At 35.4% G+C, this 13,489-nt stretch carries 10 protein-coding genes; all 10 read left to right on the top strand.

Annotation, left to right across the window (positions count from 1 at the left end; genetic code table 11):
* Nucleotides 1-79 precede the first annotated feature (79 nt).
* The gene (locus NBE98_RS11560; protein WP_250815140.1) at nucleotides 80-766 is read left to right on the top strand and encodes a response regulator transcription factor; all 687 of its coding nucleotides are present in this window, start codon (nucleotides 80-82) and stop codon (nucleotides 764-766) included.
* A complete protein-coding gene (locus tag NBE98_RS11555; RefSeq protein WP_250815139.1) occupies nucleotides 767-2,203 on the top strand; it encodes a sensor histidine kinase in 1,437 nt (478 codons plus the stop codon).
* Between the two features lie 91 nt (nucleotides 2,204-2,294).
* Nucleotides 2,295-3,521, top strand: a complete 1,227-nt coding sequence (locus tag NBE98_RS11550) for a S1C family serine protease (protein ID WP_250815138.1) — start codon at nucleotides 2,295-2,297, stop codon at nucleotides 3,519-3,521.
* 186 nt (nucleotides 3,522-3,707) lie between these two features.
* Nucleotides 3,708-4,274, top strand: coding sequence for an aminoacyl-tRNA hydrolase (gene pth / locus NBE98_RS11545; RefSeq protein WP_250815137.1), 567 nt, complete (start codon nucleotides 3,708-3,710; stop codon nucleotides 4,272-4,274).
* Nucleotides 4,275-4,297: 23 nt separating this feature from the next.
* Entirely contained in the window at nucleotides 4,298-7,816 is a 3,519-nt protein-coding gene (mfd, locus tag NBE98_RS11540) for a transcription-repair coupling factor (RefSeq protein WP_250815136.1), read from the top strand.
* 155 nt (nucleotides 7,817-7,971) lie between these two features.
* A complete protein-coding gene (locus NBE98_RS11535; RefSeq protein WP_250815135.1) occupies nucleotides 7,972-8,958 on the top strand; it encodes a peptidylprolyl isomerase in 987 nt (328 codons plus the stop codon).
* 158 nt (nucleotides 8,959-9,116) lie between these two features.
* Nucleotides 9,117-9,671, top strand: coding sequence for a stage V sporulation protein T (spoVT, locus tag NBE98_RS11530; protein ID WP_284703631.1), 555 nt, complete (start codon nucleotides 9,117-9,119; stop codon nucleotides 9,669-9,671).
* Between the two features lie 163 nt (nucleotides 9,672-9,834).
* Nucleotides 9,835-11,370 carry a putative polysaccharide biosynthesis protein gene (locus NBE98_RS11525; protein ID WP_250815134.1) on the top strand — a complete coding sequence of 512 codons (1,536 nt, stop codon included), beginning with the start codon at nucleotides 9,835-9,837 and terminating at the stop codon, nucleotides 11,368-11,370.
* A 14-nt stretch (nucleotides 11,371-11,384) separates the two neighbouring features.
* On the top strand, nucleotides 11,385-12,857 hold the full coding sequence (yabN, locus tag NBE98_RS11520) for a bifunctional methyltransferase/pyrophosphohydrolase YabN (protein ID WP_250815133.1): 1,473 nt from the start codon (nucleotides 11,385-11,387) through the stop codon (nucleotides 12,855-12,857).
* A gap of 193 nt (nucleotides 12,858-13,050) precedes the next feature.
* Nucleotides 13,051-13,329 (top strand): HU family DNA-binding protein, encoded by a 279-nt coding sequence (locus tag NBE98_RS11515; protein ID WP_250815132.1) that lies wholly within the window; start codon nucleotides 13,051-13,053, stop codon nucleotides 13,327-13,329.
* The last annotated feature ends 160 nt before the right edge of the window (nucleotides 13,330-13,489 follow it).

The following is a 13,489-nucleotide window of genomic DNA, read 5'->3' as shown; positions in this document are numbered from 1 at the left end:
TTGTAACTTAAAGGCAATATAAGAGCCATAACAATTAATAATGTTATAGACTCCAGAGAATTATAAGGAGGTTAGTTAGATGGAAGGAACTATTGGAAAGGTTTTAATAGTTGATGATGATGAAAATATATGTGAAGTTATAAAAATGTATCTTGAAAGTTCAGGATACTCCACTAGATTAGCTCACGACGGAAGAGCTGCACAAGAGGCGTTTTTAGATTACAAGCCAGACTTGGTGCTTTTAGATATTATGCTTCCACTTATAGACGGAATTGATGTTTTAAAGTGGATAAGAAGAGAATATGAAACTCCTGTAATAATGCTTACTGCAAAGGGTGAAACCTTTGATAAGGTACTTGGACTTGAACTTGGAGCTGATGACTATATAGTTAAGCCTTTTGAGCCAAAGGAACTGCTAGCTAGAGTCAAGGCAGTACTAAGAAGATATAATACTGAGAATGTTAATAAAGAAGTTATTAGCTTTGAAGATTTAATTATTGATATAAATTCCTATAATGCTACCTATAAGGGACAAGAAGTAAAAATGCCTCCAAAGGAATTCGAACTTTTACATTATCTTGCAAACAATAAAAATAGAGTGTTTACAAGAGAACAGCTTTTATGTGAGGTTTGGGGGTATGATTATCCTGGAGATTCAAGGACTGTTGACGTTCACGTTAAGAGGCTTAGAGAGAAGCTTCCCGGTGGAGCTAAGTGGCAGTTAGAAACTGTATGGGGTGTGGGCTATAAGTTTGAGGTGAAATAGATGAATTTAAAGCTTAAACTTAAAAAGGGTCTGTTTTCAAAAATGGTTGCTACTTATATTGTCATTGTGACATTGAGCTTTGTCTTTATAGCAACCTTTCTATCTGTTTGGTTTGAGAGATATTATTTCTCTCAAAGAAGAGAACAGCTTGAAAAGGAATCAATTTTAATTAAGCCATTTGCATTGGATTTTATCAGAAATGAAGGAAAGTACGAACCTGAAGAAATAGATAGAAGTTTAAATTTTTTTGGAAGCCTAACTTCGTCTGATATCTGGCTTTTGGATAGAAATGGATATGTGTATTCAGTATCAGATGAAAAGTTCAATTCAATCAAGGGAACTCAAAAATTCACCAAGGCATTGGAAATACTCAGGCTAAATAAGATATATGAAATTAAAGGCCGCTATGACAATATAATAACACAGGAATCCCATATATATGGAATTCCTGTGTTTGATAAAGATTTTTTCGGTGGTGCAATAGTTATGATTACTCCTTTAAGCGAAATCAATGAGCCTCTTAAAGGAGTATTTAGAATTATTTGGACTACAGCTTTATTTGCAATATTTATTTCTTCTTTTATAATTTACTATTTCTCGGAAAGAATTATAATAAAGCCTTTGGCTGATATTAATGGAGTTGCCAAGAAAATTTCAAAAGGAGAGGTAGAAAAAAGAGTAGAGATAATTTCAAATGATGAAATAGGCCAGCTTGCGGAGTCCTTTAATTATATGGCTGACAGCCTCGAAAAGGTTGAAAAGGCAAGAAGAGAATTCATATCTAACGTATCCCATGAAATTAGGTCTCCCATTACCTCTATAAAAGGCTTTATTGGCGGAATTTTGGATGGAATAATACCTAAGGATAAGGAAAATTATTATCTGTCTATAACCTATGAAGAAATTCAGAGACTCACTAGGCTCGTAAATGATATCCTTGATTTATCTGCCATTGAGGCAGGACAATTTAAGCTTAGAATGTCTGAGCTTGATATAAATGAAATTATTAGGCTTACAGTTATAAAATTTGAGCAGAAGATAAAGGAAAAGAAGCTTAATGTTGATGTGTGTTTTAATTTGGAACATCAATACGTTTATGGAGATAGAGATAGGCTAATTCAGGTTATGACAAATCTTATTGACAACGCTATTAAGTATGTTTCCGAAGGTGGGGAAATTTATATATGTACAAAGGTAAAGGCTGATAAGGTTTTGGTGTCTGTATTTAATAATGGACCATCTATTCCCAAGGAAGATTTGCCAAAGATATGGAACAGATTTTATAAATCAGATAAGTCTAGAACTTCCAAGGTCAGTACAGGCCTAGGACTTCCTATAGTAAGAAACATTTTGACTCAGCACGGAGAAGATATTTGGGTGGAAAACAAGGAAGGTGGCGGAGTAACCTTTATATTCACCTTAAAGAGGGTTAAATAATAAATTACAATTTGTTCATAGGTTTGTAAAACTATATTTGTATAATTGGTATATTGAGATAATTTATCATTAAGCGGGAGGATGTTCGTTAATGAATAACGATTTTAAGGAGTACAGAGATGCATCCTGGGAGCATGTAAGTCGAGACGGGCATAGTTATGATGGAGCAACAATAAAATTTAGAAACAATAGTAGAAGAGTTCGTATAAGCGGTTTTTTCAAGGGAATTGCCTTTGTAGTGATTGCTGCAGTTTCTGGAGGAGCAACAGCCGCTTATATAATTGATACAAGATATGCTAATATGCCTTATAATTATGGACCTAATAATCCCTCTCTGTTTGAGCAAAAACAAAATAATACTCCTACTGCAGTCCTTCCAAAGAATGCTATAAATAAGGTATCTGAAAATGTAGGACCTACAGTTGTAGGGATTAGCAATAAAGTAGAGACCTTTTTTGGTGAGAAAAGCAATGGCAGTGGATCAGGAATAATTTTCAAGGAAGACGGATATATAGTTACAAATTATCATGTTATCGAAGGAGCCGAAAGGGTTACAGTTAAATTAGCTAATTCCAACAAGATATTTAATGCTAAATTTATTGGAGCAGAACCAACAAGAGATATAGCAGTTATAAAGATAGAAGCTGAAAAACTGCCAGTAGCAAGGTTTGGGGATTCTAGCAATGTTAAGGTTGGAGATGTAGCCATTGCAATAGGAAATCCTCTTGGAGATGAATTTGCAGGCAGTGTTACCGCTGGAATAATAAGCGCTGTAAATAGGAAAATCAGCATTCAGGATCGTTATGGAAAGGTCACTACCTATAAGGTTTTTCAAACTGATGCGGCAATTAATCCGGGTAACAGCGGAGGGGCCTTAGTTAATGAAGCTGGAGAGATAATTGGAATAAACAGCTTGAAGGTTGGAGCAAGCTATAATGCGGAAGGAATGGGGTTCGCCATCACTATCAATGAGGCAAGCGAAATAATTAAAAGAGTAATGGGAACAGCCGATAACAAGACTCAAGGTAAAGATGCATCAGCCCAATCACCTGCTGATATCATTGGGATTACAGGTAGAAATGCTATTCCAGAAGAAGCCAATGGAGTACGTGGAGTTTATGTTGAGAGCATTAATCCAAACCTAGGTGCAGCTCAAGCTGGAATTAGACCTTCAGACATAATTGTTGAAATTGAAAAGGTTAAAATTGAAACTATGGATCAGCTCTTAGAGCTTTTGTCTAAATATCAAGCAGGAGACACTGTATCCTGTAAAATATGGAGGAGTGGAAAAGTATTTCAAACAAAAGTAACCCTCTGAAAATACATCACAATAATAAAGAGACTGCATAGTCTCTTTATTATTTGCTTATTTTAGGGTAACATATAATTGTTTAATTCATAAGATAAGAAGGAGATTAAAGTCTCAGCTAGACTTTAACGGGCAGTTTACAAGTTGCAGTGGTAACACTTAAAATGCTCGAGTTCCAAGCAAAAGGAGGAAACTATGTACTTAATTGTTGGATTAGGAAACCCTGGAGTCGAGTATGCGCATACAAGACACAATGTAGGTTTTGATATAATAGACTTAATTGCAGAAAAGTATAATATAAGGATGAATAGGATAAAATTTAAAGGTACATGCGGGGATGGACTTATTGGGGGAGAAAAAATATTACTATTAAAGCCATCTACTTACATGAATTTAAGCGGTGAAAGTTTAGTAGAAGCTGCTAATTTTTATAAGATTCCAAGAGAAAATATAATAGTTATTTATGATGATGTAAGTCTTGAAGTTGGAAGAATGAGAATAAGACCAGAGGGAAGTGCTGGCGGACACAATGGAATAAAAAATATTATACTTCACCTGTCTTCAGAGATGTTTCCACGTATAAAGGTTGGTGTGGGGCAGCCAAAAGACGGGTTAATTCCGCATGTTCTCGGGCGTTTTCCAAAGGAAGAAAGAGAAACCTTAGAGAAGCTGTTTCCAGCAGCAGCTGATGCAGTTGAAGCAATTATAAAATATGGTGTTACTGAAGCTATGAATAAGTATAATGGCTTTAAGACAAATTAAGACTTATAACTAGAGGTGTTAAGATGAGATTAAAGGGCGTAATGCAGCCTTTAAAGGAAAGTAATGAATTTAAAGAAATAATAAATGCTATAGAAAAGCGCAGATATCCAATTGGTGTATTTGGGCTTTCTGAGTCTGCCCGAAGTTATCTTATAAATGGTGTTTATGATGAACTGGATAAGCCATTTTTAATTTTAAGCCACAGCGATGTAGAAGCTAAAAACATATATGAGGATTTAAATTTATACCTTCCAAATGTGTTTTATTTTCCTACAAAGGAGGTTGTATTTTACAACATAGATGCAATCTCAGGCGACCTTAGGTGGGAGAGACTTAAGGTAATAAGAGAAATGACTAGAAAGAGTAAGAAGATTATTGTTGCTTCTATTGAGTCTGTTGCTCAAAAATATATTCCCTTTGAGCTTTACAAGGAGTTTACCTTTAGTTACAAGCTTGGAGATACAATAAATCTTGAAGAGCTCAATGAAAAGCTTGTTCAATGCGGCTATGAAAGAGTAGATATGGTTGATGCTAAAGGACAGTTTTCTATAAGAGGAGGAATAATGGATATATTTCCACCCTTTGGAACGCTGCCCTATAGAATTGAGCTTTTTGGAGATGAAGTTGACTCTATAAGAACCTTTAATACCGAATCTCAAAGAAGTATTGAGAAGGTTAAAAGCATTGAGATTTTCCCTGCTAAGGAAATGATACTAAGCAGAGAGAGTATAGCTAAGGCCGTAAGTTCCATAGAAGAGGATTTAAAGACTGTTACAGCATCCTTAAAAGCTAAGAAGAATAAAGATGCTATGGAAAAGATAAATTCAGCTACAAAGAGAAATCTGGAGACTTTAAAGGAGAGCTGGAGTTTCGAAACCATAGAAAGCTTTCTACCATACTTTTACAACAATACTTCAAGCTTTTTAGAATATATAAAAGAAGGCTTTGTAATTGTTGATGATGTTCAAAGGTGTCAAGGAAAGCTTGAAAGTGTATATTTTGAGTTTGAAGAAAACTATAAGAATTTTCTTCAGCTTGGAAATGTTCTTCCTGGACAAGGTAATCTCCTTATATCAAAAGAAGAACTCTTAGAAAAGCTTACCTACAGCAATGTGCTTACTATGAACGCTATACCAAAGTCGGCAAAAATATTGGCTCCAAGAGCTGTAGTTAGCTTTACTCAAATAACTCTCCATAACTATCATGGACAATTAGACCTTCTTATTGAAGATATAAAAGATAAGAAAGCTAGAGGGTTTAGAACAATAATATTATCAGGTACAAGGCCCAGAGGTGAAAGGCTTGTTTCAACTCTTAGGGATAGAGGCATTGAAAGCTCTTATAGTGACGTTGTAAATGAACTTGAATTAGGTCAGGTAGTCATAACCTTTGGCAATCAGCTGAGGGGTTTTGAATATCCAGATCTTAAAATATGTGTTATATCTGATAAGGAAGTTTTCGGTGAAGCAAAAAGAAAGAAGACCTCCAAGCCTAAGAAGGGTGTAAGCAAGATAAAGAGCTTTACAGAACTTAAGCTTGGAGATTATGTTGTTCACACTAATCATGGTATAGGTGTTTACAGAGGTATAAAGCAGCTAGAACTGGAAGGTCATAAAAAAGATTACTTACAGCTTACCTACGACAATGGAGACATGCTTTATGTACCTGTTGACCAGCTTGACCTTGTTCAAAAATATATAGGACAGGAAGGCAAAACTCCAAAGGTTAATAAGCTTGGAGGTACAGAATGGGCCAAGGCTAAGAGCAAGGTTAAAAGATCTATCGAAGAAATTGCTGAGGATTTGGTTAAACTGTATGCTATGCGTTCAACCTTAAAAGGCCACAGTTTTCATAAGGACACTGTGTGGCAAAAGCAATTTGAAGAGGAATTTCCTTACGATGAAACTCCAGACCAGTTAAATGCTATTGAAGAAATCAAGAAGGATATGGAGTCTGATAAGCCTATGGATAGGCTCCTTTGCGGAGACGTAGGCTATGGAAAAACAGAAGTGGCAATTCGTGCTGCCTTTAAAGCTGTTATGGACGGTAAGCAAGTAGCTTTTTTAGTTCCTACAACAATACTTGCTGAACAGCACTACAATAATTTTGTGCAGAGATTTTCAGACTTTCCAGTTAGAGTAGATATGGTAAGCCGCTTTAGGACGCCTACTCAGCAGAAAAGTACTTTAAAGTCTGTTAAAGAAGGTAACGTTGATATCCTTATTGGAACTCATAGACTTCTCCAAAAAGATATACAGTTTAAGGATTTAGGACTTTTAATTATTGATGAAGAGCAGCGTTTTGGAGTTACACACAAGGAGAAGCTTAAGGAACTTAAAAAGAATATTGATAGCTTAACCTTGTCTGCCACACCTATTCCGAGGACTCTTCACATGTCTTTGGTGGGGGTTAGAGATATAAGTGTTATAGAAACTCCTCCGGAGGAAAGATATCCTATTCAAACCTATGTGGTAGAGTTTAATGAACAGCTTATTAGAGATGCTATCATGAGAGAGATAAACAGAGGTGGACAGGTGTATTTTGTCTATAACCGGGTTGAAACTATAAGAGACATGGCGAGCTACCTTCAAAAGCTAGTGCCAGAAGCTAGAATTGCAGTTGGACATGGACAAATGAATGAAAAGGAGCTTGAAGATGTAATTCTTGGCTTTGTAAAAAACGAGTACGATATACTAGTAGCAACAACCATAATTGAAACAGGTATGGATATTCCAAATGTAAATACTATAATAATAAATGATGCAGACAAGATGGGGCTTTCGCAGCTTTATCAGCTAAGAGGGAGAGTCGGACGTTCTAACAGAATAGCTTATGCTTATCTTACCTACAAAAAAGATAAGATATTAACAGAGGTTGCCGAAAAGAGACTTAGGGCTATTAAAGAGTTTACAGAGCTTGGCTCAGGGTTTAAGATTGCTATGAAAGACCTTGAGATAAGAGGAGCGGGAAACATGATGGGCTCTTCTCAGCATGGGCATATGGCTGCCATAGGATACGATTTGTATTGCAGAATGCTTGAGGACATGGTTAAGCTTATAAAGGGCGAGATTGAGAAGGAACCTATAGAAACTACCGTAGAACTTAAGGTTGATGCATTTATACCTGGAGATTATATAAGTGATGAAATGCAAAAAATTGAAGTTTATAAAAAGATTGCAGCTATTAGCTCTCTTGAGGATATGATGGAAGTACAAGACGAGCTTATAGATAGATTTTCGGATATTCCGCCATCTGTTGAAAATTTAATGAATATTGCTTATATAAGAAGTATAGCGAAAACGCTTGGCATTGAGGAAATAAAGGAAAGAAGAGAAGAGCTTTGGTTCCGGTTTGAAAGCAAGGATTGGATTAAGCCTGAGCTTGTGAATGGGCTTCTAGGAAAGTACAGTAAAAATATTTCTTTTAAAGAAGACAAAAAACCTACTCTAGTTTATAGGCTTATGGATTTAAAGAGAGAAGAACTTATACCTAAGGTTAGGGAGATAATGGAAAATATGAAAGTAAGTGTTGCAATAAAGTAATATTGTGATAAAATAAATTATGCGTATCGTATATAAAAATATATTCGTTTACAATTAGGAAATAATTTTGACACATATATACCATAATTCTATGGTAAATTAGGAAGAGAACTAAATTAAAGAAGGATTAAATTAGAAAGAGCGGGGGAATTAGAGTGAAAAACATTAGAAAAATAGTAGCGGCGGCACTTGTTAGTGTGTTAGTTGTGGGAGCTACAGGCTGCAATATGATAACTAAAACAGAGGCAGGAGTTAAGAAAAGTCCTGTTGCTAAATTTAATAATACAACTATTACAAAAGGGGAGCTTGATGAAAAGATGGCTCCAGCGTTAGAACAGTTAAAGGCTCAATATGGAGAAAATTTCAAGAATGATACTCAAGGAAAGGAAGCTTATGCTCAAGCTCAGCAGGAGTTCCTAGATAATATGATTCTTGAAAAAATAATAACAAAAAAAGCTGACGAAAAGAAGATAACTGTTGAGGATAAAGAGATAACTGACAAAATAGAAGAGCTTAAAAAGGCTTATACTGAAGATCAGATAAAATCAATGGGTTATAAAGATGGGTATAATGATGCTGAGTTTAAAGCTACTGTAAAGAATATAGTTATGTCCAATAAGCTTTATGAAGATACTACAAAGGATGTTACTGTAGATGATGCAAAGGCTCAGGAATTCTATAATTCCAACCAATCTAGCTTTACTGAAAAGCCAAACACAATTAAGCTTGCTCATATCTTAGTTGCAACTGAAGATGAAGCTAAGAAGGTAAAGGAAAGAGTAGATAATAAAGAAGACTTTGGAAAGCTTGCAAAAGAGCTTTCTACAGATACAGGTTCAAAGGATAATGCTGGAGAATATGAAGTGCCAGTTGTTAATTCTGGCTTCGATCCAACCTTTATGGCAGCTGCTTTAGCTTTAAAGACAGGAGAAGTATCAGCTCCAATACAGACACAACATGGATGGCATATAATTAAGAGCATCAGCAAGACTGATTATCCTGTTAAGAAGTTTGATGATGTTAAGGAAGATATCAAAAAGCAGCTTCTTGATCAAGCTAAGCAAGCGAAAATGAATGAAACAGTGGAACAGTGGAAAACTGATGCAAAAATTAAAAAATACGATAAAAATTTAAATTTATAATATTTTAGGCGGTGACTTGGTCACTGCCTTTATTTTTTCCCATTAAAGAAATTAATAGTAACTAGTTGTGTATAAATTTTCTTAATTGGAAAGATAATAATAACACAATTAGATTTTCCAAGTTAATTTTTATAATATAATAAGGAGGGTACATATCTATGAAAGCTACTGGAATAGTTAGAAGAATAGACGATTTAGGAAGAGTTGTTATTCCGAAGGAAATAAGAAGAACTCTTAGAATTAGAGAAGGAGATCCACTTGAAATATTTACTGATAGAGAAGGTGGAGTAATACTAAAGAAATACTCTCCGATAGGCGAGTTAACAGACTTTTCAAAGGAATATGCAGAATCACTTCAACAGTCCATAGGACATATAGTTCTTATAGCGGATAAAGATGCGGTGATTTCAGCTAGTGGAGCACCAAAGAAGGATTTCGTAGAAAAGAAGATAAGCAATGAGCTTGAAAAAGCTATGGAGGACAGAAAAACTATATTACTAGGAGAAGGTGGAGGAAAGGTTATACCTCTATATGATGATGAAGATGCAGAAGGAAAATATTCATCACAAATAGTATCCCCAATAATAGCAGAAGGCGATGCAATTGGGGCAGTTATCATACTAGCAAAGCAGCCAGGAGAAAAGCTTGGAGATCTAGAGATGAAACTAGCCGAAACTGCATCAGCCTTTTTAGGAAAGCAAATGGAACAATAGTTGGCAGCATGTTTAATGGCAGCATGTCTGCCATTGTTCTTTTTTGCCTCAGCTTGAATTCTTGACAAACATTAAACAAATTATACATTGTTTTCTCAAAAAGTAATAAAATTTCTTAAATTTAAATATTAATAAACAGAACAATTTTGGAAAGGACTTATTTATGAGAAAACAATCCCTACTTAAAGGAACTTTAATACTAGGTATTGCGGGAATTTTAGCAAAATCTATGGGTATACTTTTCAGGTGGCCTCTTATCATGCTCATTGGAGATGAAGGTATAGGCTATTATCAAATGTCATATCCTTTATACACTTTTTTCATTGCCGTAGCTTCAGGAATACCAATTGCAGTGTCTAAGATGGTGTCTGAGAAAAATGCAATTGGAGATAAGTCTGGTGCTGTTCAAGTTTTAAAAAATGCGTTGTTTTTGATGCTGATTCTAGGTGGAGGCTTTTCTGCTTTTCTGATTGTCTTCTCAAGACAGCTTTTAGAGCTCTTTAAATGGCACGAAAACTCCTATTATGCACTTGTTGCCATATCCTTTGCACCGCTTATAATATCTATAATGAACAGTATAAGAGGCTTCTTCCAGGGTATGCAGAATATGTACCCCACAGCAGTGTCGCAGGTTATAGAGCAATTAGGGAGAGTCTGCATTGGAGTTGGACTTGCATATGTATTGCTTCCTAAAGGAATACAGTACTCAGCAGGGGGAGCAGCCTTTGGAGCAGCGGCAGGAGGTTTCTTGGCAGGTACATATTTAATCTATAAATATCTAAGAGTTAGACATGAATTTGATGGGATAAGAGTTAAAAGAGACAGCCGAATTTTAGGAAAGCTTTTGCGTTTAGCCATTCCTGTTTCCTTAGGAGCAGCCACGAGTTCAATAATGGGGCTATTAGACTCTCTAATAGTACCGAGCGGACTTTTACAAGCAGGCTTTAATTCTGTACAAGCTGCAACTTTATTTGGCCAGCTTACAGGTAAAGCTATGGTGCTTGTTAGTGTGCCATTAACATTATCTGTAGCATTATGCGCATCCATAGTGCCCACTATATCGGATGCAAATATTCTTGGTAAAAGAAATGAAGTTATAAGTAAGGTAAATATGGCTATAAGGATCTCCTGGGTTATAGCTCTTCCTTGTGTACTAGGGTTATACTTTATGGCAGCACCTATTCTTGGGTTAATATTTCCAGGACATGCAGATGGCTATAAAATACTTCAAGTGCTTTGTTTAACAATACCTTTTATAATAACTTTGCAGACTAGTACTTCAATGCTTCAGGCAATTGGAAGAATATATGCACCTATTATAAATCTCTGTTTAGGATGTTTTATAAAGGTTATAATAACTTATAGCTTGGTCTCTATGCCAAGTATTAATGTATATGGAGCTGCTATTGGAAGTATAGTAGGCTATATGATTGCCTCCGTATTAAACTTTAGATTGCTCAAGAGGACTCTTAAGATAAGCATAAACTATTATGATATTCTCATAAAACCTGCTTTTGCAGCGATTTTAATGATAATAGCTGTTGTATTTACTTACATGTATGTCTATAATATTACAGTAAGTAATGGTGTTTCCTGCTTGGTTTCTGTTGCGGCAGGAGGAATTTTATATAGCATACTCATATTTGTTTTTGGAGTGTTTAAATACAGCTATATAAAGAGAAGATTTTTAAGACAGTAAAGGAGCATGTACATATGATAAAAATAGTTGGACTTGGTCCTGGGGCAAAGGATGCAATAACATTAGGCACACTAGAGGTATTGAAAAGTGGAGCAAAGGTTTTTCTAAGAACCTATAAGCATCCTAATGTGGAATACTTAAAGAGCCTTGGAATAGATTTTAAAACCTACGATGAAAAGTATGATACTTTGGATAGTTTTGATGAGGTTTATGCATCAATAGCTGAAGAGCTTATGAAAGAGCATGATAACAACAGCAATGTAGTTTATGCAGTGCCAGGTCATCCGTTGGTGGCTGAAAAATCCGTTGGCAATCTTATTAAGCTTTGTGAAGAGCAAGGGGTAGAGTATCAGCTTTATCCTGCGGTAAGCTTTATTGATGTTATAATGGAAAGTCTTAAGCTTGATCCTGTTGAGGGACTAAAGGTTATAGACGCCTTCGATATAAAAAATCAAGTTCTAGATAAAAGAATTGGAACTATAATAACCCAGGTATACAACAAATTTATTGCTTCAGAGGTTAAGCTTGCGCTAACGGATTATTATAAAGACGATACAGAAATTTACTTTATCCGTGCTGCTGGAGTTAAAGGAGAGGAAAGCATAAGAAAAATTCCTCTTTATGATTTAGACAGACAAGAGGATATAGATCACTTAACTTCGGTATTTGTGCCAAAGAGTTTGGATAACAACTTAGATTTTACCGACCTTGTTCAAATAATGGATACTTTAAGATGTGAGGATGGCTGTCCTTGGGACAGGGAACAGACTCATGAATCTCTTAAGAGATATCTAATTGAGGAATGCTATGAGGCTTTAGAAGCCATAGATGAAAAGGATGATGATATGCTTGTGGAGGAGCTGGGAGATGTGCTTCTTCAGGTTGTATTTCATGCTCAGATAGGTAAGGAAGAAGGGTTCTTTGACATAAAGGATGTTATAAAGTCTGTAAGCAACAAGATGATAGAAAGACATCCGCATATATTTGGTGAAGTTAAGGTTGAAAATTCCAATGAAGTTCTTGCAAATTGGGATGAAATAAAGAAGAAAGAAAAGGGTTTTGAAACTTATACAGAAGAATTAAGACATATTGGTAAGAACCTTCCTGCGTTAATGAGAGCAGAAAAAGTTCAAGGTAAAGCTAAGAAGGTGGGTTTTGACTGGGACAAAGTTGAAGACGCATTAGATAAGGTTTTCGAGGAGTTTCAGGAGGTAAAAGATGTATATAAAGACAAAAACAAGGCAAGAATACTAGAAGAAGTGGGAGATTTGATTTTTGCAGCAGTAAATGTGGCTAGATTCCTTGACATCGAGCCCGAAAATGCATTAAATTATACTATAGACAAATTCATAAACCGCTTTGAATATATAGAACAATCTGCAATCTCAAAGGGGATGAATCTTAAGGATATGACTCTTGAGCAAATGGATACTCTTTGGGAAGAGGCAAAGCAAAAGAAAACTTTGTCAAAAAAGAAGGAAATCTAATCCTTATGCAGAATATATTTATTGTACTTACATTGTTTAGTTTTATTAATTACATATATAAACTAAAGGAAAAAATGGGCTGAAAATAAATTTACATTTTTAGGAGGTGGAAAACCCTGGTTTATGGTTTATTTAAACCTGTCTTGCTGGCCCGGTAAGGTAAAATCTTAGAATTTAGAAACCAGGATACAAAATGAACAAATCAGAATTAATCGCAAGCATGGCTGAGAAAAGCAGCTTAACAAAGAAAGATGCAGAAGCAGCATTAAAAGGATTTATAGATAGTGTTCAAGAAGCACTAGCAAATGGAGAAAAAGTTCAACTAGTTGGATTTGGTACTTTCGAATCCAGAGAAAGAGCTGCTAGAGTTGGAAGAAATCCAAGAACTAAAGAAGAAATAACTATACCAGCATCAGTAGTTCCTGTATTCAAGGCTGGTAAAGAATTCAAAGAAAAAGTTGAAAAGAAATAATAACTTTTTCTAAAAGCCTGAAGTTGCTTCAGGCTTTTTTTATTAGGATAGGAGTCTTAGAGTATGGTTGCAGCAACGCATGGTATGTAAAGTTAGGAAGGCTTCGCTGCGCATATAGGACTAAAACCTATTTTAGCTAAATCTGCTAAACCGTTTAAAC

This window comes from Clostridium swellfunianum, from assembly GCF_023656515.1.
Classification (GTDB): Bacteria; Bacillota; Clostridia; order Clostridiales; family Clostridiaceae; genus Clostridium_AT; species Clostridium_AT swellfunianum.
The sequence above is the reverse complement of the archived record's forward strand: the minus strand, read 5'-3'. Positions and strand labels throughout refer to the sequence as shown.